The 19,669-nt window shown below is 54.4% G+C and carries 20 protein-coding genes; 9 read left to right on the top strand and 11 right to left on the bottom strand.

Annotation, left to right across the window (positions count from 1 at the left end; all coding sequences use genetic code 11):
* Both A4308_RS14135 and A4308_RS14130 read right to left on the bottom strand, forming a co-directional pair.
* A complete protein-coding gene (locus A4308_RS14135; RefSeq protein WP_045282011.1) occupies positions 1-669 on the bottom strand; it encodes a methionine ABC transporter permease in 669 nt (222 codons plus the stop codon).
* Complete coding sequence (locus tag A4308_RS14130) at positions 662-1,684, bottom strand: methionine ABC transporter ATP-binding protein (RefSeq protein ID WP_014883539.1); 1,023 nt, start codon at positions 1,682-1,684, stop codon at positions 662-664. The genes A4308_RS14135 and A4308_RS14130 overlap by 8 nt, the downstream gene beginning before the upstream one ends.
* A 400-nt stretch (positions 1,685-2,084) precedes the next feature.
* Here A4308_RS14130 and A4308_RS14125 point away from each other — a divergent pair, with 400 nt between their 5' ends.
* The 5 genes from A4308_RS14125 (at position 2,085) to lpp (ending at position 6,947) form a co-directional block, all read left to right on the top strand.
* Positions 2,085-3,455 (top strand): pyridoxal-phosphate dependent enzyme, encoded by a 1,371-nt coding sequence (locus A4308_RS14125; RefSeq protein ID WP_063308643.1) that lies wholly within the window; start codon positions 2,085-2,087, stop codon positions 3,453-3,455.
* A 10-nt stretch (positions 3,456-3,465) separates the two neighbouring features.
* Entirely contained in the window at positions 3,466-4,611 is a 1,146-nt protein-coding gene (locus A4308_RS14120; protein ID WP_045282009.1) for a trans-sulfuration enzyme family protein, read from the top strand.
* Between the two features lie 175 nt (positions 4,612-4,786).
* Positions 4,787-4,981 carry a protein YnhH gene (gene ynhH, locus A4308_RS22985; protein ID WP_418251742.1) on the top strand — a complete coding sequence of 65 codons (195 nt, stop codon included), beginning with the start codon at positions 4,787-4,789 and terminating at the stop codon, positions 4,979-4,981.
* 7 nt (positions 4,982-4,988) lie between these two features.
* A complete protein-coding gene (gene pykF, locus A4308_RS14115) occupies positions 4,989-6,401 on the top strand; it encodes a pyruvate kinase PykF (RefSeq protein WP_014883536.1) in 1,413 nt (470 codons plus the stop codon).
* Between the two features lie 309 nt (positions 6,402-6,710).
* Positions 6,711-6,947: a murein lipoprotein Lpp gene (gene lpp / locus A4308_RS14110; protein WP_001082307.1), complete on the top strand. Its 237-nt coding sequence runs from the start codon at positions 6,711-6,713 to the stop codon at positions 6,945-6,947.
* A gap of 62 nt (positions 6,948-7,009) precedes the next feature.
* Here lpp and ldtE read toward each other — a convergent pair whose 3' ends face one another.
* The 9 genes from ldtE to A4308_RS14065 form a co-directional block, all read right to left on the bottom strand.
* A complete protein-coding gene (gene ldtE / locus A4308_RS14105) occupies positions 7,010-8,023 on the bottom strand; it encodes a L,D-transpeptidase LdtE (RefSeq protein ID WP_032636838.1) in 1,014 nt (337 codons plus the stop codon).
* A gap of 97 nt (positions 8,024-8,120) precedes the next feature.
* A complete protein-coding gene (gene sufE / locus A4308_RS14100; protein WP_014883534.1) occupies positions 8,121-8,537 on the bottom strand; it encodes a cysteine desulfuration protein SufE in 417 nt (138 codons plus the stop codon).
* Between the two features lie 14 nt (positions 8,538-8,551).
* Entirely contained in the window at positions 8,552-9,772 is a 1,221-nt protein-coding gene (sufS, locus tag A4308_RS14095; protein ID WP_045135082.1) for a cysteine desulfurase SufS, read from the bottom strand.
* Entirely contained in the window at positions 9,769-11,037 is a 1,269-nt protein-coding gene (gene sufD, locus A4308_RS14090) for a Fe-S cluster assembly protein SufD (RefSeq protein ID WP_014883532.1), read from the bottom strand. Before sufD ends, sufS begins: the two co-directional genes overlap by 4 nt.
* On the bottom strand, positions 11,012-11,758 hold the full coding sequence (gene sufC / locus A4308_RS14085) for a Fe-S cluster assembly ATPase SufC (protein ID WP_063308642.1): 747 nt from the start codon (positions 11,756-11,758) through the stop codon (positions 11,012-11,014). Before sufC ends, sufD begins: the two co-directional genes overlap by 26 nt.
* A 10-nt stretch (positions 11,759-11,768) precedes the next feature.
* A complete protein-coding gene (gene sufB, locus A4308_RS14080) occupies positions 11,769-13,259 on the bottom strand; it encodes a Fe-S cluster assembly protein SufB (RefSeq protein ID WP_045282006.1) in 1,491 nt (496 codons plus the stop codon).
* An 8-nt stretch (positions 13,260-13,267) separates the two neighbouring features.
* Positions 13,268-13,636 carry a Fe-S cluster assembly scaffold SufA gene (sufA, locus tag A4308_RS14075; RefSeq protein WP_008500631.1) on the bottom strand — a complete coding sequence of 123 codons (369 nt, stop codon included), beginning with the start codon at positions 13,634-13,636 and terminating at the stop codon, positions 13,268-13,270.
* 315 nt (positions 13,637-13,951) lie between these two features.
* Entirely contained in the window at positions 13,952-14,680 is a 729-nt protein-coding gene (locus A4308_RS14070) for a MerR family transcriptional regulator (protein WP_014883529.1), read from the bottom strand.
* A 188-nt stretch (positions 14,681-14,868) separates the two neighbouring features.
* Positions 14,869-16,089, bottom strand: a complete 1,221-nt coding sequence (locus A4308_RS14065; RefSeq protein WP_014883528.1) for a diguanylate phosphodiesterase — start codon at positions 16,087-16,089, stop codon at positions 14,869-14,871.
* Positions 16,090-16,430: 341 nt separating this feature from the next.
* Between A4308_RS14065 and ycgZ the strand changes: the two genes are divergently transcribed.
* The 4 genes from ycgZ to fdhF all read left to right on the top strand — a co-directional run bounded on the left by ycgZ (position 16,431) and on the right by fdhF (position 19,635).
* A complete protein-coding gene (ycgZ, locus tag A4308_RS14060; protein ID WP_008500634.1) occupies positions 16,431-16,670 on the top strand; it encodes a regulatory protein YcgZ in 240 nt (79 codons plus the stop codon).
* 4 nt (positions 16,671-16,674) lie between these two features.
* Positions 16,675-16,995 carry a hypothetical protein gene (locus tag A4308_RS14055; RefSeq protein ID WP_045282005.1) on the top strand — a complete coding sequence of 107 codons (321 nt, stop codon included), beginning with the start codon at positions 16,675-16,677 and terminating at the stop codon, positions 16,993-16,995.
* Positions 16,996-17,024: 29 nt separating this feature from the next.
* Complete coding sequence (locus tag A4308_RS14050) at positions 17,025-17,303, top strand: biofilm development regulator YmgB/AriR family protein (RefSeq protein WP_063308641.1); 279 nt, start codon at positions 17,025-17,027, stop codon at positions 17,301-17,303.
* Between the two features lie 181 nt (positions 17,304-17,484).
* Positions 17,485-19,635, top strand: coding sequence for a formate dehydrogenase subunit alpha (fdhF, locus tag A4308_RS14045; RefSeq protein ID WP_045282004.1), 2,151 nt, complete (start codon positions 17,485-17,487; stop codon positions 19,633-19,635).
* The last annotated feature ends 34 nt before the right edge of the window (positions 19,636-19,669 follow it).

Below are 19,669 nucleotides of genomic sequence, written 5' to 3'. Positions count from 1 at the left end.
TTAGCGTTTATCTAACAGAGAAGTCATAGCGTCGCCGCAGAACTGGATAATGAAAACGATGATCAGAATGGTCACCGTTGCCACCAGCGTGACGTCACCATGGTTGCGCTGGAATCCTTCCAGATAAGCCAGATTTCCCAAACCGCCGGCGCCAATCACCCCCGCCATGGCGCTGTAACTCACCAGCGCAATCAGCGTTACCGTTATCCCTGATACCAGTGCAGGTGATGATTCCGGCAGTAAAACCCGAAACACGAGCGTGCTTAGTCGTGCGCCCATTGAGCGCGTTGCTTCGATTACCCCTTTGTCCACTTCGCGCAGGGCAATCTCCACCAGGCGTGCGTAGAACGGCGCGGCCCCCACAATCAGGGCCGGCAGCGCCGCGTTGGCACCAAGAATGGTACCGACGATGGTCTTGGTGAACGGGATCAACAGGACGATCAGAATGATGAACGGTATTGAGCGAAACACGTTCACCACAATCGAAATCACGCTGTAGACCGTGCGGTTTTGAAACAGCCCGCCGCGCGCGGTTAAGAACAGCGCCAGGCCCAGCACGATCCCCAGCACAAAGGTCGCCACCCCGGAAAGCGCGGTCATGTACAGCGTCTCCTGCGTCGCCGACCAGAGCTGATCCCATTTGAGGTGCGGGAAGAGATTCTCAGCCATGTTTAATGACCTCGCCTTCAATATCGCTGTGCTTCAGGTCGGCGAGGATATTGTTCAGTTGTTCATCAGATGCCACGACGTGGACCCAGAGCTGGCCGAAAACGCCGTGGGCGGTTTGCGTCATTTTCCCGTGCAGGATGTTAAACGGCAGACCGTAGCGCAGGGTCAGCTCACCCACGACCGGCTTGTGCGTGCTGTGGCCGGTAAAGGTCAGACGGATGACCGTGCCTTCCAGATCGTTTGCCAGTTCGGTATTGAAGGTTTCTTCCTCGGCGTACTGACTTACCTGGCGGACAAACTGCTGCGTAATCGGCTGCTGCGGATGGGTGAATACACTCAGCACATCCCCCTCTTCCACCACCTTACCGTTCTCCATCACCGCCACGCGGTCGCAGATCTTGCGCACCACATGCATTTCGTGGGTGATCAGCACGATGGTCAGCTTGAAACGACGGTTGATATCCAGCAGCAGATCGAGGATCTGATCGGTGGTCTGCGGGTCGAGTGCGGACGTGGCTTCATCACACAGCAAAACGTCCGGGTTATTGGCCAGCGCGCGCGCAATCCCCACGCGCTGTTTTTGTCCGCCGCTCAGCTGTGACGGGTAGGCATTCTCACGCCCTTTCAGACCCACCAGCGCCACCAGTTCCGCCACGCGAGCCTTGATTCTGGCTTTTGGCACACCGGCGATCTGCATGGAGAACGCGATATTCTCACTCACCGTGCGCGACCACAGCAGGTTGAAGTGCTGGAACACCATACTGATTTTCAGGCGAGCCTGACGCAGGGCTTCACCTTTTGCGGCGGAGATGTCCTGCCCGTTAATCGTGACGCTGCCAGCGCTGGGTTTCTCCAGACCGTTTAGCAGACGAATCAGCGTGCTTTTCCCGGCGCCGCTGTAGCCGATAATGCCGTAAACCTGTCCCTGCTCAATCGTCAAATTGACGTTATCAACGGCTGTGAGCGCCGCCTTACCGTTGTCAAAAACCTTCGAAATATTTCTGAGTACAATCATTCTAATTCATTATCCGATCCGCCAATGGCGGTTTAGAAGTATGGATGTCCAAACGATAGTAAACAGGCGTTATCAGTTTTTAAATGAACAAAAAAGCATGTGTTATAACTTTCAGTAATAAACAACGACGCTACACGGCGGGAAGTATTTAGATTGATTTCAGCAATGATTATCTGCCAGACGCATAACGCTTAACTGATATGCTAAAAAAACGGTCATTATTGCAGCATTTTATGCCGAGATAGCCATCCTCACTTCCAGACAACTTTACGTCTTGCTGTCCTGACATCCAAAAACAGCACTGATATTCCCGTCTGTTATAAAAAGCAGTGAAGTGTTCTTTATTGCGAAAATTTCACCGCCCTATCATCCCGTCATGACACCCAGAAAGGAAAACATCATGACGATTTACCACTCCGTCACCGAACTGATTGGCCGGACACCGCTGATCCAGCTGCATAAGCTTGATACCGGTCCCTGCTCGCTGTTTCTGAAGCTGGAGAACCAAAACCCCGGCGGCTCCATTAAAGATCGCGTGGCGTTATCGATGATTAACGACGCGGAGCGTACCGGCCAGCTACGGCCGGGTGGCACGATTATTGAAGCAACGGCGGGGAATACCGGCCTCGGGCTGGCGCTGATCGCCGCCCAGAAAGGCTATACGCTTATCCTGGTGGTGCCGGACAAAATGAGCCGCGAGAAGATTTTCCACCTGCGCGCGCTGGGTGCCCAGGTGGTACTGACCCGTTCCGACGTCAACAAGGGGCATCCGGCCTATTACCAGGATTACGCCCAGCGCCTGGCCGATGAACTGCCCGGCGCGTTTTATATCGACCAGTTCAATAACGAGGCCAACCCGCTGGCACACCGCACCACCACGGCACCGGAACTGTATGAGCAGCTTGACGGCCGGATTGACGCCATCGTGGTCGGCGTCGGCTCAGGCGGCACGCTGGGCGGCCTGCAGGCGTGGTTTTCAGAGCATTCGCCACATACGGAGTTTGTGCTGGCCGACCCGGCAGGTTCTGTGCTCGCCGATCAGGTCGAGACCGGTCGCTACCACGATGCGGGCGCCTGGCTGGTTGAGGGCATTGGCGAAGACTTTATTCCACCGCTGGCCCGCATTGAAGGCGTGAACCGCGCGTGGCGCATTACCGACCGCGAAGCGTTTGCCACCGCGCGTGAACTGCTGAAAACGGAAGGCATTCTGGCGGGCTCCTCCAGCGGCACCCTGCTGGCGGCGGCGCTGAAATATTGCCATGCGCAAACCACGCCGAAACGCGTGGTGACCTTCGCCTGCGACAGCGGCAATAAATATCTCTCGAAGATGTTCAACGACGACTGGATGCGCCAGCAGGGGCTCATCACGCGCCCTCAGGCAGGCGATCTCTCTGACTACATTGCCCTGCGCCACGATGAAGGCGCTACCGTCACCGCCGCCCCGGATGACACGCTCTCCACCGTTCTGGCGCGCATGCGCCTGTACGACATCTCCCAACTGCCGGTACTGGAAAACGGTCAGGTCGTCGGCATTATCGACGAGTGGGATCTGTTGCGGCATATCGGCGGTGAAGCTGACCGCTTCGCCCTTCCCGTGACAGAGGCCATGACGCGTCAGGTGGAATTTCTCGATAAACGCGCCCCGGAAAGCGCCCTGCACGCCATCTTCGACCGCGGTCTGGTGGCCGTCATTAATGACAACGACCGTTTTCTCGGTTTGATTACGCGCAGCGACGTGCTGACCGCGTGGCGCAACCGTCTTCAGCCATAAGGAACAGATGATGAAAAACCTGGCAACCCTGAGCGTCCACAGCGGCGCGTTCAATGATCAGCATGGCGCCGTTATGCCGCCGATTTACGCCACCTCGACGTTTGCGCAACCCTCTCCCGGGGAGCATACCGGCTATGAGTATTCCCGCAGCGGCAATCCGACGCGCCATGCGCTCGAAACCGCCATCGCCGAACTGGAAGGCGGAACGCGCGGCTACGCCTTTGCATCCGGTCTTGCCGCCATCTCCACCGTGCTTGAACTGCTGGATAAAGACAGCCATATTGTCGCCATTGATGACGTCTACGGCGGCACATATCGCCTGATTGAAAATGTCCGCAAACGCAGCACCGGTCTGCAGGTCAGCTGGGTTAAGCCGGACGATTTAGCCGGGCTTGAGGCGGCTATTCGCCCGGACACCCGCATGATCTGGGTTGAAACACCTACCAACCCTCTGCTGAAGCTGGCGGATTTAGCGGCTATCGCTGACATCGCCCGTCGTCATAACGTTATCAGCGTGGCGGATAACACCTTCGCATCGCCGGTCATTCACCGTCCGCTGGCGTCGGGTTTCGACATCGTGGTGCACTCAGCAACCAAATACCTTAACGGCCACTCTGACGTGGTGGCCGGGCTGGCGGTGGTGGGTGATAATCCGGCGCTGGCGGACAGGCTTGGCTACCTGCAGAACGCGGTCGGCGGCGTACTGGACCCGTTTAGCAGCTTCCTGACCCTGCGCGGTATTCGTACCCTTTCGCTCCGCATAGAGAGACACAGCAGCAACGCGCTGGCGATTGCGCAATGGCTGGAACAGCATCCGCTGGTTGAACGGGTCTTTTATCCCGGACTGGAGTCGCACCCGCAATATCAGCTTGCCCGCACGCAGATGGCGCTGCCCGGCGGGATGATTTCTGTCGTGGTGAAAGGTGATGCGCAACGCGCCACAGAGGTGATTCGCAACCTGACGTTGTTCACCCTTGCGGAAAGCCTGGGCGGCGTGGAGAGTCTGGTGAGCCAGCCTTACAGCATGACGCACGCCTCGATTCCGCTGGCGCAACGGCTGGCAAACGGTATTGTGCCACAGCTGATTCGCCTGTCGGTGGGGATTGAAGATCCTAAAGACCTCATCGCCGACCTCAGTCAGGCGCTGCAAAAATAAGCAAAATGCGGCAGGTCAATCACCTGCCGCGATAAGTTGTCATCATGGCTTAACGCGTTGATAACAATATTATGTAAAACGGCATTGATTATTTCTGAAACACCGTTTCCATTTTCCTTTTATCTTAAAATCAGCGTATAATGCGCGCCAAATCCCTGGTGAATGGTTTCAGCGCTTGGAATACAAAAAACAACGTACAACTTCTCCTCTCCTTCGTTGGGCTGTCACTCAGGCACACTTTCTTCTGCACGCTCATTTGATGTCTCCTATCCTTAGTGCGTGTCATATACTCTTTTGCAACACAGGTTTGACTCTGCGGCGGTGCGCCCCCGGAGCGAGATTTCCATATCCTTCCCAACTTAAAGACTAAGACTGTCATGAAAAAGACGAAAATTGTTTGTACTATCGGCCCGAAAACCGAATCCGAAGAGATGCTGAGCAAAATGCTGGACGCCGGCATGAACGTGATGCGTCTGAACTTCTCTCACGGTGACTATGCAGAACACGGTCAGCGTATCCAGAACTTGCGCAACGTGATGAGCAAAACCGGTAAAAAAGCGGCTATCCTGCTCGACACTAAAGGTCCGGAAATCCGTACCATCAAACTGGAAGGCGGCAACGACGTCTCTCTGAAAGCGGGCCAGACCTTTACCTTCACCACCGACAAATCCGTAGTCGGTAACAGCGAAATCGTTGCGGTCACCTATGAAGGCTTCACCAGCGATCTGTCCGTCGGTAACACCGTCCTGGTCGACGATGGTCTGATCGGTATGGAAGTGACCGCGATTGAAGGTAACAAGGTTATCTGTAAAGTGCTGAACAACGGCGACCTGGGCGAAAACAAAGGCGTTAACCTGCCGGGCGTTTCTATCGCACTGCCAGCACTGGCTGAAAAAGACAAGCAAGACCTGATATTCGGCTGCGAACAAGGCGTTGACTTCGTTGCAGCGTCCTTCATCCGTAAGCGTTCTGACGTGGTCGAAATTCGCGAGCACCTGAAAGCGCACGGCGGCGAGAAGATCCAGATCATCTCCAAAATCGAAAACCAGGAAGGCCTGAACAACTTCGACGAAATCCTCGAAGCGTCTGACGGCATCATGGTTGCACGTGGCGACCTGGGCGTTGAAATCCCGGTTGAAGAAGTGATCTTCGCGCAGAAGATGATGATCGAAAAATGTGTTCGCGCGCGTAAAGTGGTTATTACCGCGACGCAGATGCTGGACTCTATGATCAAAAACCCACGCCCAACCCGCGCTGAAGCAGGCGACGTGGCTAACGCCATCCTCGACGGTACCGATGCTGTTATGCTGTCCGGCGAATCCGCAAAAGGGAAATATCCTCTGGAAGCGGTTGGCATTATGGCGACCATCTGTGAACGTACTGACCGCGTGATGACCAGCCGTCTGGACTTCAATAACGACAGCCGCAAGCTGCGCATCACCGAAGCCGTTTGCCGCGGTGCGGTAGAAACTGCTGAGAAACTGGAAGCGCCACTGATTGTGGTTGCGACCCAGGGCGGTAAATCTGCGCGTGCAGTGCGTAAATACTTCCCGGATGCCACTATCCTGGCCCTGACCACCAACGAAACCACCGCGCGTCAGCTGGTGCTGAGCAAAGGCGTCGTTGCACACCTGGTTAAAGAGATTGCCTCTACTGACGATTTCTACATTCAGGGTAAAGCCATGGCTCTGGAAAGCGGTCTGGCACAGAAAGGCGACGTTGTGGTTATGGTTTCTGGTGCGCTGGTACCAAGCGGAACGACCAATACTGCATCCGTTCACGTGCTGTAATAATTCACGAACGAATTAATTTTGATAAAAAGCGCCCAATGGGCGCTTTTTTTATTCCAGTCATTAGCCAAACTCATTCAAAAAGCAAATCGGGTTTTTCTATTTAATTGCGAATTATCTAAGATGAATCCGATGAAAAATGCCTTTTTTTACATAGCTTTTTACTCAAAAAGGGCCGATTCGATGCTTCTTTGAGCGAACGATCAAAAATAGGCGTATTCCCATCAAAAAAATATTCTCAACCCAAAAAACTTTGTGTAATACTTGTAACGCTACATGGAGATTAACTCAATCTAGAGGGTATTAATAATGAATCGTACTAAACTGGTACTGGGCGCGGTAATCCTGGGTTCTACTCTGCTGGCTGGTTGCTCCAGCAACGCTAAAATCGATCAGCTGTCTTCTGACGTTCAGACTCTGAACGCTAAAGTTGACCAGCTGAGCAACGACGTGAACGCAATGCGTTCCGACGTTCAGGCTGCTAAAGACGACGCAGCTCGCGCTAACCAGCGTCTGGACAACCAGGCTACTAAATACCGTAAGTAATAGTACCTGTTAATAAAATGGCGCACATTGTGCGCCATTTTTTTTGCCTGCGTCATACGGCTCTACTGCGTCATCTTCTCCCCTGCCTCTTCCGCTACCGCCGCGGACACACGACTGTTCTGCACTGACAATACGCTGTTACTGGCCGACGGGCCGCTTCCCGCAGAAACCATAACCGGGATCCCCGCACGGCGCGCCAGGGCTTTATCGATCAGCGCCTTATCGCTTCCGGACTGTGAAACAAAGGTCGCAAAGTCGGCGGAGTGCGTAATGGGCGAAATCTGTGGGTTTTCACCTTCCACCTGCGCCAGCGGACGATGGACCTCAATATAGCGTTTACCATCCGGCTCAACCGCGAATTTCACTGGCTCATTGATGATTTGTACCCGAGTACCAACCCGTACCTGTTCGAACAGGGCTTTAATATCCGGGGCGTTCATTCGCATACAGCCGGAACTGACGCGCAAGCCAACGCTGTCTGGCGCACTGGTTCCGTGGATAAGATATTCCCCATTGCCAATACCCAAACGCAGGGCATAGCGTCCCAGCGGGTTATTTGGCCCTGCGGGAACCACAGGAGGCAGTTTAATTCCCTGCGCCAGCGAACGGGCTCTGATACCGGCCGTCGGCGTCCAGGTTGGGTTCGGGATTTTTTGACTGACGCGGGTCGTGCTCACCGGTGTTTCCAGCCCCAGTTGCCCGATGCCAAGGGGGAAAACCTGGACAATGTTCTCTCCCGGCGGGAAATAGTAAAGCCGCAGCTCAGCGAGGTTCACAACAATACCCTCGCGCGGCGTGTCGGGTAGCAGCATCTGCGACGGGATCGTGATAACGGTTCCCGGTGCAGGGTTTACCGGCGCAATCGTATTGTTCGTTTCGAGGATCACCTGTGCCGCGGTATTAAACCGGCGGGCGATGGTCTGCAGCTTATTATCCCCTTCCTGTATGGTGTAGGTTTGATTTTGCCCAATCAGGCGACTGCCTGCGGGCGGCAACGGATAGTCCATCGCGCGGGCCGAATTAAGTGCACCGAGCGAACTGAGGAGTAATAGAGTTATGAGAGACGCGCGCTTCATGCTGAGATTCCTTATTCACTGGCAGAATGCCAGAAAGCTGAAAAACCAGCGAGGCGGGAACCACCTCGCGAAACAGAATGAATGCTGTTCTGTAAGTCTAGCTAAGGATTGCCGCTTTGGCGCGAATGGCGCGAATCATCGCTTCCAGTCCCTGGGAACGAGACGGGGTGAGGTGTTGGGTGAGGGCCATTTTTTCAAACCACGGGCGGACATCGAAGGCGACAATATCCTGCGCTGACATCTGGTGATAAAGAATAAAGACCACCGCAATCAGCCCTTTTACTATTGCCGCATCGCTGTCACCCTGCAGGGTTATCGTGCCATCGTCAGACTGCGCCATCACAATCCACACCTGGCTTTGACAGCCCTGAATACTGTTCTCCGGGGTATGCGCCTCTTCACTAAGCGGCGGCAGACGCTGCCCCAGCTCAATGATGTAGAGGTATTTCTCTTCCCAGTTTGCGCAACGCCCAAAGTTGCGCAGCAATTTCTCTTTATCCGGCAGTTCTGCCATCGTTCGCCTCTTTGTCAGCCCAGCAACTGGTGAATGCGTTTTAGTCCCGCCACCAGCCTGTCGACCTCTTCCATTGTGTTATACATCACCAGCGATGCGCGGCACATTGCCGGAACCTGGTAAAAGGCCATGAGCGGCATGGCGCAGTGGTGCCCGGTGCGCACGGCCACGCCGTAATTGTCGAGGAAGCTGCCCACGTCATAGGCGTGGTGTTGTCCCAGATTAAAGGCAATCACACCCTGTCGGTCAGCCGGCCCGTACAAGGTCAGGTCCGGCACGCTGGCCAGCTCCTGCAGCGCGTAATGCATCAGCAGCTGTTCGTACTCGTGAATGGCATCAAGACCAATTCCGGAAACGTAAGACACCGCCGCCCCCAGCCCGATGATCCCACCGGTGTTGGGCGTGCCCGCCTCAAAACGCCACGGCGCACGGGCGTAGGTGGTCCCTTCCGAGAGGCTAACGGTAGCGATCATTGACCCGCCCCCCTCCCACGGCGGCATCGCCTGCAGGATGTCCTCTTTCACATACAGCACGCCGATACCGGTTGGGCCATAAAGCTTGTGTCCAGAGAACACGTAGAAGTCGCAGTCCAGCGCCTGGACATCCACCGCGTGGTGCATTACCGCCTGTGCACCGTCAATCAGCACTTTCGCCCCGGCCTGATGGGCCTTATCGACAATCTCCGCAACCGGGTTTTCAGTACCCAGAACGTTAGAGACCTGGGTGACCGCCACGAGCCGCGTTTTATCGTCCAGCAAGGCGTCAAGCTGCTCAAGCTGTAACGTTCCGTCGAGGTTCAACGGGATGACGCGTAATTGCGCGCCAACGCGCTCACACAGCATTTGCCACGGTACGATATTAGCGTGGTGCTCCATCTGGGTAATGATGATGTTATCCCCGGCATGGACCTGAGCGTTACCCCAACTGTTAGCGACGAGGTTAATCCCCTCGGTGGTGCCGCGCACAAACACCAGCTCTTCCGGCGATCGCGCATTGAGGAAGGCAGCCACCTGCGTGCGCACGTTCTCCATGCGCTGGGTGGCTTCCGCGCTCAGGGTATGGATCCCCCGATGTACTGCTGCATAACCGTGGCGGTAGAACTCGGCTTCCGCATCCACCACCTGATTCGGTTTCTGCGCGCTGGCCGCGCTGTCGAGATAAGCCAGCGGCAGACCGTTCACTTCACGGGTCAGAACCGGGAAATCTGCCCGTACTTTCTCTACGGGAAAACTCATGCTTCGCCTCCGGGCAGACGCTGACCAATACGGGCCAACACCTGCTGCTTCAGTACGCCATCATGCAGCGCTTCCGTAAGCTCCGCCGCAAAGGCATAGATAATCATTTTCTGCGCCGCCTGCTGGTCGATACCGCGGGAACGCAGGTAGAACATCTGTTCGTCGTCGATCCGCCCGACCGTGGCGCCGTGGCTGCATTTTACGTCGTCGGCGTAAATCTCCAGCTGCGGCTTCGTGTCGACCTCCGCCAGGCGTCCCAGCAGGAGATTGTTGTTGGTCATCTGCCCGTCAGTCTTGATGGCGTGTTGCGCGACGTTAATCAGACCATTAAATACCGCGCGTCCTTTATCGCTGACGATGGTTTTGTGCAGCTGGCGGCTGTTGCAGTAACCTTTGTTGTGCTCAAGCCACGTGCGCGTATCGCACACTTCTGATTTGACCGGCATCGCCAGGCTGTTGATACGCAGCGTGGTATTTTCACCGTTAAGCTGGGTACTGGTGTTATGGCGCAGCACCGCACCGCCGAGCAGGAAGCTATGGCTGTACGCCGCGGCATCCGGTCCCAGCAGGATATCGTTATGCGCGAAGTGGTGGCTCTGGGGGTTCTCAAACGCCAGCTTAATGTGGTGGAGCTGCGCATTGGCGGCAACGTTCATCGTCAGACGCGACCCGGTAAAGTGGCGGGTGTCATTGAGACTCACGTAATGCTCAATCACCGTCGCGTCGGCCCCTTCGGCCAGTTCAAGATGGTGGCGATAGTGGGCGGTGTTGATTTCATCGCCCTCTACGCCCTGGGTGATATGCATCAGAAGCAACGGCCTGGCCGGACGCTGGTTACGCTTAACCTGGATATGCGTCACGCTGCGGGCGAGGCTCTCGGTCAAATGCAGGAAAACCTCCGGCTGAACCGGGGCGCCCAGACTCTGGCGTTCGTCGTTAATCACAATCCCGTAACCGCTCTCCCGGGTGTCATCGCTCAGTTCAGGGTGATAAACGCCGTCGACAAAGACCAGCCGTACCGCATCCACGGTCAACGCCAGGGCATCTCGTCGCTCCGGACCGATCGCCGCCGGACGCGCCACAAACTCGCCGCTCAGCAGGCCATCTAGCGGGGTATATTTCCAGTTTTCATGTTTACGCGTCGGCAGGCCGAGGCGCAGCATCTGCTGCAGGTGCTGCTGCGCCAGCTCAGAGCGATTCCCCTGCGCCTCGAACAGCCGGTGCCACTGCTGGAGTGCATTACTGCTGTTCGGTAAGCCAGCCATAACCCTGCTCCTCCAGTTGTTTAACCAGCGTGAAATCACCGGATTTCACAATGCGTCCCTGGTAAAGCACGTGGACGTAATCCGGCTTGATGTAGTCGAGAATACGCTGGTAGTGAGTGACGATAATGAACGAACGCTTGCCGTCACGCAGGGAGTTCACCCCGTCAGCGACAATCTTCAGGGCGTCGATATCCAGACCGGAGTCGGTCTCATCCAGAATGCACAGCTGTGGCTCCAGCACCGCCATCTGCAGAATATCGTTACGCTTTTTCTCGCCACCGGAAAAACCAACGTTGACCGAACGGGTCAGCAGGTCTTCCGGCATTTTCAGCAGTTTGATCTTCTCTTCCATCAGATCCTGGAAATCGAAGCGATCCAGGGCCTCCAGTCCGCGATACTTGCGCACCGCATTCAGCGCCGTCTGAAGGAAGAACTGGTTGCTGACGCCCGGAATTTCGACCGGATACTGGAAGGCCATGAAGATACCTTCACCTGCGCGATCTTCCGGCGACATCTCCAGCAGATCTTTGCCGTTAAATTCGACCGAGCCGTGCGTCACTTCGTAATCTTTACGTCCCGCCAGCGTTGCTGAAAGCGTACTTTTCCCGGAGCCGTTAGGCCCCATGATGGCATGAACTTCACCCGGTTTGACGTCAAAATTGAGGCCACGCAGGATCGCTTTATCTTCCACGCTAACCTGTAAATCTTTAATACGTAACATGTGCTTTCCCTTAACCGACGCTGTGTTCAAGACTGATGGCGAGGAGTTTTTGTGCTTCAACGGCGAATTCCAGCGGCAGTTCAGAGAACACGTCCTTACAGAAGCCGTTCACAATCATCGAAATGGCATCTTCTTCACTGATCCCGCGCTGCAGGCAGTAGAAGAGCTGATCTTCCCCAATACGCGACGTCGTCGCCTCATGCTCCAGCTGCGCTGAATTATTACGGCACTCGACGTACGGGAAGGTATGCGCTCCGCAGTCGGCCCCGATAAGCATCGAGTCACATTGGGTGAAGTTACGGGCGTTGGTCGCCGTTGGCATGATTTTCACCAGCCCGCGATAGCTGTTCTGGCTGTGCCCGGCGGAGATCCCTTTCGATATGATGGTTGATTTGGTGTTTTTACCGATGTGGATCATCTTGGTGCCGGTATCGGCCTGCTGATGTCCGCTGGTCAGCGCCACAGAATAAAACTCACCGATGGAGTTATCCCCGCGCAGAATACAGCTCGGGTACTTCCAGGTAATGGCTGAGCCGGTTTCCGACTGCGTCCAGGACATTTTGCTGTTTTCACCTTCACACAGCGCACGCTTGGTGACGAAGTTCAGGATCCCACCGGTATTGCCGTCGCCGGGGAACCAGTTCTGCACCGTTGAGTATTTGACCTCAGCGTCTTTGTGAATAATGACTTCAACGACCGCCGCGTGCAGCTGATAGCTGTCGCGCACCGGGGCGGAGCACCCTTCGATATAGCTGACGTAGCTACCTTCATCCGCCACCAGAATAGTGCGTTCGAACTGTCCGGTTTTTTCGGCGTTAATGCGGAAATAGGTGGAGAGCTCCATCGGACAGCGCACGCCTTTCGGCACGTAGATAAAGGTCCCGTCCGACGCCACCGCCGCGTTGAGCGCGGCGAAGAAATTATCGTTACTCGGTACCACGGTGCCGATGTACTTTTTCACCAGCTCAGGATGGTCATGAATCGCTTCGCCAAAGGAGCAGAAAATAATCCCCTGCTCCGCCAGCTTCTCACGATAGGTGGTCGCCACCGAAACGGAGTCAAAAATAGCGTCTACGGCGACCTCTTTCCCCTCGCGCACGGGGACGCCGAGCTGATTGAACGCCTCTTCCACCTCTTTACTGAGGAAGCTGTTCTCCGCACCGGTCTGCTGTACTGCACCGGGCTGCGAAGCACACGTATCATCGCAGCTGCCGCAGGATGGCGCAGAGTAGTAGCTGTAATCCTGATAATTCAGCTTGTCATAATGGGCTTTCAGCCAGTGCGGTTCTTCCATCTCCAGCCAGGCACGGTAAGCGCTCAGGCGGAATTCCAGCATCCACTCGGGTTCGTTGCGTTTGGCCGAGATGGCGCGCACGACATCTTCGTTGATGCCTTTCGCCAGCTCATCGGTCTGCAGCTGCGTGAAGAACCCTTCTTTATAATTAAAGTGCCCGCCGCTCCAGGTATTTACATCACTCGTTGCTTCAGTATTACGAGACATAGTACCGCCTATACCCCAAAGCTTTCGCCGCAGCCGCATTCGTTCTGAGCTTTCGGGTTATGAAATTTGAATAACTGGTTTAAACCTTCCCGTACATAATCCACTTCCGTGCCGTCAATAAACGGCATGGCCTGCAGCGCGACGTACAGCTTCGCACCGTCGGTTTCAAAGACCAGATCATCTTTTTCGGGTTCGGTCACAGTATCCAGCACGTAGCCAAAGCCCGCGCAACCGGTCTGCTTAACGCCTAAACGTACGCCGAGGATCTCGGGCTTTTTCGCCACCAGCTCGTGGATATGCGCTGCCGCCGCAGGCGTGAGCGTCAAACCACGCCAGGCAAAATCGGCAGGATTGAAGGTTTCTGAATGCAGTTCCATAGGCCCACCTCATCTGATTAGCCATCAGGGCATAACACCATGTTAGTGATAACGATTATCACTTCAACCCTCTGTCAGCAGGGGCATTCGGCTAAACCGCCCTTTTTGTCTACTTTTATTAAGCATAGACCCTGTCTGAAGATGCGGGCGGGATGGATGTAATTGTTCAATACTTTGAAAAATAATGGCTTATTTAATCAGCGAGAAAGCGCAAAACGGGGACGTAAAATATGCATCGGAAATGCCTATTTTTAAGATAGCTTTTGCTCTGGAAAGGAGAAAAAACAAAAAAAAAGGCCGCAAGGCCTCAGATAATCAGTGGTGAAATGAAACGCTAAATCCCTGCTCACGCCAGTGATCGAGCTGTTCCTGTTGACGGGGCGTTGGCGATGTTCCCGTCCAGACGAAGATTTTTTGCCCGGGGAACAGTTCAGGACGCGGCGAATCAATGGGTTCCGCCAGCACGTCAATATGCCAGCCTTTCTGGGCTAAACGCGCGGCTTCAAGCCAAAGATGTGTACGGTCATCGCATTCCCAGCCAATCAGCAGTGCGTCTTTACCCGCTTTCTTGCGCGATTCCGCGAGGCTTGCAATCGCAAATTCAATCAGGACACCGTCAAACAGACTCGCCATATGGCGTACGGTGTTTTGATCCTGATTCATTCGCTGACGGACGGGTGAAATGATGTTATCGATCAGCGCATCCATCGCGTGATCGCGGCGGAATTCACCGATTTTGGCGCGCAGCTTTGCCGGGCTGGCGTAACGCAGAACGGTCATCATCTCTTCCTGGAAAGAAGCCCAGTTACCCTGAGTCATCACTTCCTTATTTTCCAGCAAGGATTTTACTTTTCCGACCGAAACGCCGCTTTTCATCAGGCGCTTGATCTCTTCGATACGCAGGATATCTTCGTCGTCAAACTGACGATGACCCCCTTCGCTGCGCTGCGGCTTCAACAATCCATAACGGCGCTGCCAGGCACGCAGCGTAACGGGGTTGATACCGCATCGTTCGGCCACTTCGCCGATACTGTAATAGGCCATTAACTCCCTCACGCTCAGAACTTCCATACCTAATTACACCAACCTTATCAGATTGTACAAACCATTTGTAGAATTCAGACCTCATTTTGCACGGGTGAATGGCCTGCAAGGCCATCCAGCTGTTAATACATTGTTGTACAAATTTTGCCTGCCGTACAGTCAAGTCTGCAGGTTTTTGTACAGCTTCGTCAGAAATCGTATTTTTTCTCTGGCCATGCGATAGCCGGGATACCGCCGTGTCGGGGGCTGGCAAAAAGATGCCCCTGGAACTGAGAAATGCCCGCAGACTCCAGCCACATCCACTCTTCCGCCTTCTCCACGCCCACCGCGCAAAACTGTATTTCCAGTGAGGCACAGCATTTGATTATCGCCTGAATAATGGCCTGCCGTGGGCCACTTTTATGCACGTTCGCGACCAGATCGCGATTAATCTTAATTCTGTCCGGCTGGAATTGCGCCAGGAGCTGCAACCCGGCAAAACCGGCACCGAAGTGATCGATGGTTACGCTGATACCCGCACTTTTTAGCTGTCTGACCGAATGCGTAAACTCATCGAAACGGGAAATGGCTTCACTTTCGGTAAACTCCACCACAATTTGCTCCGGCACAAAGCCATTTGCATCAATAGCGGTGAGCAGAAAGTCCACGGCATTGGGCACGTTGACCAGCGTCATAGGCAGCAGATTGATGGATAAAGTCTGATCCTGTAACCCCAGCGCGCTGGCCATGGAGAGAGCTACCTGTTTGCTTTGCAAATCAGAAGCATGCACTTCTTCACGCGTGCGATTGGCGAAATACGCTCCCGGTGAGTCACCGGATGGAGTGCGCAGAAGCGCTTCCCAGGAGACAACCTGCTGCATGAAAGGATCGACGATAGGCTGAAACGCAAAGCTACAGTCCGCCCCTTTTGCCACGACTTCAGGCTGCGCAGATAAGCGCGTTTCTTCCGGGACGAAATCCCAGGAATCCGCAGGCGGCAGCTCAAAATAGTTGGCTTTCTCTGTGGCCTCGACAAAGGTGCGGAAAAACTGCAGCGCTCGGTCGTTGTAGGTCAACTGGTAGCGGGTTGTGCCTTTATCAAGCACCTGCTGGAGCACCTCTTCCCTGTCGTACTGGCGCAAATCAAAGAGTTCCATACCCGCTTTACCGAAACGCCGTGAAGGCCCGTGATCGCGCATCAGCTCGACCACATTATGGTGGCGCGTGTCAGAGCAGATCTGTTCGTAGATGGACGTTACGTTTTCCGCAGGCCCTTCAAGCAATTGAAAAAAATGTGTGCCGTTGAACAGCAAGATCCCCGTGACGCTGGATTGCCGGTTTTTACTATTTGCAGCAGCGACCATATTTTCCAGCGCTTTCACTGGCACGTCCTCGCAGATGTGACTGCGGTAAATGATGGTTGTAAGCATGCGAGTCCTGGGGGGTTAAGGTTTGACCACAAAAACATGTGGGGAGACTTCTTTTTATAGCACATTAATTGCCTGACAAATAATTTACATCTCAATCATTTACGACCGTTAATGGTGCATTTATGGGGCGCTGTACAACTTAACAGTGGCTCGTCAATTTGTACAATATATTCTGTAACATTACCGTTTCATGAACAACACACAACAAATTGAAAAATAAAGAATTTATAAAATATATCCTAATTTCATTAAAAATCTGTACATTTTTTATGTACAGATTTGGAAATTGTGTATACCTTAAATGTAACGTTACTGATTACAAAATTTTACAGGAGCGAAACATGCAGCAGAAAGGTTACGTCGCAGATTCCGCAGCAGCGATCGCACAGTACTTCGAAAAAGCCGCGCTTCCCACTCAACAGGAAACGCTGGGACAAGTTGTGGTTGAAATCCTGAGCGATGGGCGAAACCTTAATCGCAAATCGCTCTGTACCAAGCTGTTAAGCCGCCTCGAAAAAGCCGATGGCCCTGAAGAGGAAGAGCACTATCACATGCTGCTTGGTCTGCTCTTCGAACGGTAAGGTTATGAATAGCAGTGACGCAGATAAGCTGACTGACCAGTTGATTGGGGAAGCCGTTCTTTCTCTGTTGAAAGAGCACGGCCCGATCACCACTGAGGCTCTTGTACAGCGTCTGCGGGATATGAAAGTACATGAAAAGGATCCCCGGCGGCGGGAGACACTGGCGAAGGTGATTGCCGAAATCGGCTCAAACAGCTTGCCATTAAAACGTCGCAGAACCGCGCAAGGACGAATAACAAGAGAGGGACCTCTCAATGATAACCGAGACAATGTAGTGCCGTTATTTGGAAATGGAAAACCGTCCGATCCCAAAAAAATACATTGACTGCAATTTAACAGCTACGGTGAGAACAAATGAGACAAAATATTCAGCTTCAACCCGAATACCATTCTGCTTTTTTAGAAAGCGCGCTGTCGGAGTATTTCCGTCACGCAGGCGATCGTTTTGCTGAAGAGTCCGCTGTTTTTTCTACTGCAGTACGCTGTGTTCTGGCTTCCGAAGGCCATCTGTCAAATAAAGCCATCATTCTGTGGCTCATCCAGACGCTGGAAGCCACCCATGATGTTGTTCAGGCGGATGTTATTCGTAAGACGCTTGAAATCATCGTGGGTTACACCATGGACGACCTTTAATTCCCAGCCGCTGCTCTCGTGTCATCGTCAAAACTGACGAACATTTGACGATGACACGCCCCCGCCCTCATAACACCCTGTAAAACAAGCACTTTAAATATGGCATGGTTTCTGCTTAATCCCTTTTAGGGGACTGGGCTTACCAGTCATTTTGCTTCATTTCTTAACAGGTCTGTTATTGATGAAAAAAATCGCCAGCGTCTGCCCTTACTGTGGTGCAGGCTGCAAATTAAACCTTGTTGTTGAAAATAACCGTATCCTCCGTGCCGAAGCGGCAGAGGGGGTCACAAACCAGGGGACCTTGTGCCTGAAAGGATTTTACGGCTGGGACTTCCTCAACGACACCCGTCTGCTCACTCCCCGCCTGACCCAACCGATGATCCGTTATCGTAAGGGAGAGGCATTCACCCCCGTGACCTGGGAAGAGGCTATCCGCTACACCGCCCACAAGCTCAGCAGTATCAAAGCGCAATTCGGTCCGCGCGCGATCATGACCACCGGTTCATCACGCGGCACCGGTAATGAAACCAACTACGTGATGCAAAAATTTGCCCGTGCGGTGTTGAACACGAACAACGTAGACTGCTGCGCGCGCGTTTGTCACGGCCCTTCCGTGGCCGGTTTACAGGAGACGCTTGGCAACGGCGCAATGAGTAATTCAATCAACGATATTGAAAACTCAAAATGTCTGCTGGTATTTGGCTACAACTGCGCAGACTCCCACCCTATCGTCGCCCGTCGCGTGCTGAAAGCCCGGGAAAACGGTGCAAAAATCATCGTCTGCGATCCGCGCCGCATCGAAACGGCGCGCATTGCCGACCAGCATCTACAGTTGAAAAACGGCAGTAACATGGCGCTGGTCAACGCTTTTGGCTATGTGCTGCTGGAAGAGGAGCTGTACGACAAAAACTACGTCGCACGCTTTACTGAAGGGCTTGAAGCCTATCGGCAGACGGTCAAAGAGTATGCGCCAGAGCGGGTTGAACACCTCACCGGCATTCCCGCCAGTGACGTTCGTCAGGCAATGCGTACGTTCGCGGCGGCCCCTTCCGCCACCGTGATGTGGGGAATGGGCGTGACCCAGTTTGGTCAGGCTGTGGATGTGGTTAAAGGACTTTCCAGCCTGGCGTTGCTGACCGGCAATCTCGGCCGTCCTGCCGTCGGCGTCGGTCCCGTGCGTGGACAAAACAATGTTCAGGGTGCCTGTGACATGGGCGTGCTGCCGAATATGTTCCCCGGCTATCAGGATGTGACCGATCCCGCCGTCAGACAGAAGTTCGCCGATGCCTGGGGAATTGACGTCAACAAGATGGACGATCGCGTCGGGACGCGCATTACCGAAGTGCCTCACCTGGCGCTGGAAGGCAAGGTCAAAGCCTATTACATCATGGGGGAAGATCCGCTCCAGACGGAAGCCGATCTCGGCCTGGTCCGCAGCGGTTTTGACGCTCTCGATTTTGTCGTGGTTCAGGACATCTTTATGACCAAAACGGCGGAAGTGGCTGACGTGCTGCTCCCTGCCACCTCCTGGGGGGAACACGGCGGCGTCTTTACCTGTGCCGACAGGGGGTTCCAGCGTTTTGGCCAGGCCATTCAGGCCAGCGGCAACGTTAAGCGTGACTGGGAGATCATCAGCCTGCTCGCCACCGAAATGGGCTATCCGATGCACTACGACGATAACCAGCAGATCTGGGACGAGATGCGCGCGTTGTGCCCTCTTTTCTATGGGGTGACCTATGAAAAAATGGGCGAAATGGGCCACGTGCAGTGGCCGTGCCCGACGCTGGATCATCCGGGAACGCCATACCTGTACAAAGACAATCAGTTCGACACCCCAACCGGCAAGGGGCAGCTCTTTGCTGCACCGTGGCGCGCACCGGCAGAAACCCCTGATGATGACTACCCTCTTGTGCTCTGCACGGTGCGTGAAGTGGGACATTATTCCTGCCGATCAATGACCGGGAACTGCGCCGCGCTGCAAAGCCTGGCCGACGAACCTGGCCGGGTACAGATGCATCCAGCCGATGCGGATAAGCTGGGCATCCGTGACGGCCAGCTGGTGTGGGTTAGTTCACGCAGGGGCAAGGTCATCACCCGCGCCAGCATCAGTGAGCGTATCAACGCCGGTGCGGTCTATATGACCTACCAGTGGTGGATTGGCGCCTGCAACGAGTTAACGCAGGACAACCTTGACCCTGTCTCTAAAACGCCGGAAACCAAGTACTGCGCGGTAACGCTGGAAGCCATTGAGGACCAGCGCTGGGCGGAGGATTTTGCGGCATCGTCTTACCAGACGATGAAAACGCGGTTGATCAATGCCGTGAACGTGTAAGGAAAAGAGGCTTAACGGTTTTGTAATTCGCAGA

The sequence above is a fragment of the Enterobacter sp. ODB01 genome, assembly GCF_001623605.1.
GTDB lineage: Bacteria > Pseudomonadota > Gammaproteobacteria > Enterobacterales > Enterobacteriaceae > Enterobacter > Enterobacter kobei.
Note: the sequence above shows the minus strand (reverse complement) of the source record. Positions and strands in the feature narration are given on the sequence as shown.

Excerpts from the sequence above, each read along its gene's own strand:
- A4308_RS14055 (WP_045282005.1), top strand. The coding sequence starts at position 16,675 with ATGAATAGCAGTGACGCAGATAAGCTGACTGACCAGTTGATTGGGGAA.
- A4308_RS14065 (WP_014883528.1), bottom strand. The coding sequence starts at position 16,089 with ATGCTTACAACCATCATTTACCGCAGTCACATCTGCGAGGACGTGCCA.
- A4308_RS14120 (WP_045282009.1), top strand. The coding sequence starts at position 3,466 with ATGAAAAACCTGGCAACCCTGAGCGTCCACAGCGGCGCGTTCAATGAT.
- A4308_RS14125 (WP_063308643.1), top strand. The coding sequence starts at position 2,085 with ATGACGATTTACCACTCCGTCACCGAACTGATTGGCCGGACACCGCTG.
- A4308_RS14070 (WP_014883529.1), bottom strand. The coding sequence starts at position 14,680 with ATGGCCTATTACAGTATCGGCGAAGTGGCCGAACGATGCGGTATCAAC.
- sufB (WP_045282006.1), bottom strand. The coding sequence starts at position 13,259 with ATGTCTCGTAATACTGAAGCAACGAGTGATGTAAATACCTGGAGCGGC.
- ldtE (WP_032636838.1), bottom strand. The coding sequence starts at position 8,023 with ATGAAGCGCGCGTCTCTCATAACTCTATTACTCCTCAGTTCGCTCGGT.
- sufC (WP_063308642.1), bottom strand. The coding sequence starts at position 11,758 with ATGTTACGTATTAAAGATTTACAGGTTAGCGTGGAAGATAAAGCGATC.
- A4308_RS14050 (WP_063308641.1), top strand. The coding sequence starts at position 17,025 with ATGAGACAAAATATTCAGCTTCAACCCGAATACCATTCTGCTTTTTTA.
- lpp (WP_001082307.1), top strand. The coding sequence starts at position 6,711 with ATGAATCGTACTAAACTGGTACTGGGCGCGGTAATCCTGGGTTCTACT.
- sufS (WP_045135082.1), bottom strand. The coding sequence starts at position 9,772 with ATGAGTTTTCCCGTAGAGAAAGTACGGGCAGATTTCCCGGTTCTGACC.
- A4308_RS14135 (WP_045282011.1), bottom strand. The coding sequence starts at position 669 with ATGGCTGAGAATCTCTTCCCGCACCTCAAATGGGATCAGCTCTGGTCG.
- sufD (WP_014883532.1), bottom strand. The coding sequence starts at position 11,037 with ATGGCTGGCTTACCGAACAGCAGTAATGCACTCCAGCAGTGGCACCGG.
- fdhF (WP_045282004.1), top strand. The coding sequence starts at position 17,485 with ATGAAAAAAATCGCCAGCGTCTGCCCTTACTGTGGTGCAGGCTGCAAA.
- pykF (WP_014883536.1), top strand. The coding sequence starts at position 4,989 with ATGAAAAAGACGAAAATTGTTTGTACTATCGGCCCGAAAACCGAATCC.
- sufA (WP_008500631.1), bottom strand. The coding sequence starts at position 13,636 with ATGGAACTGCATTCAGAAACCTTCAATCCTGCCGATTTTGCCTGGCGT.
- A4308_RS14130 (WP_014883539.1), bottom strand. The coding sequence starts at position 1,684 with ATGATTGTACTCAGAAATATTTCGAAGGTTTTTGACAACGGTAAGGCG.
- ycgZ (WP_008500634.1), top strand. The coding sequence starts at position 16,431 with ATGCAGCAGAAAGGTTACGTCGCAGATTCCGCAGCAGCGATCGCACAG.
- sufE (WP_014883534.1), bottom strand. The coding sequence starts at position 8,537 with ATGGCAGAACTGCCGGATAAAGAGAAATTGCTGCGCAACTTTGGGCGT.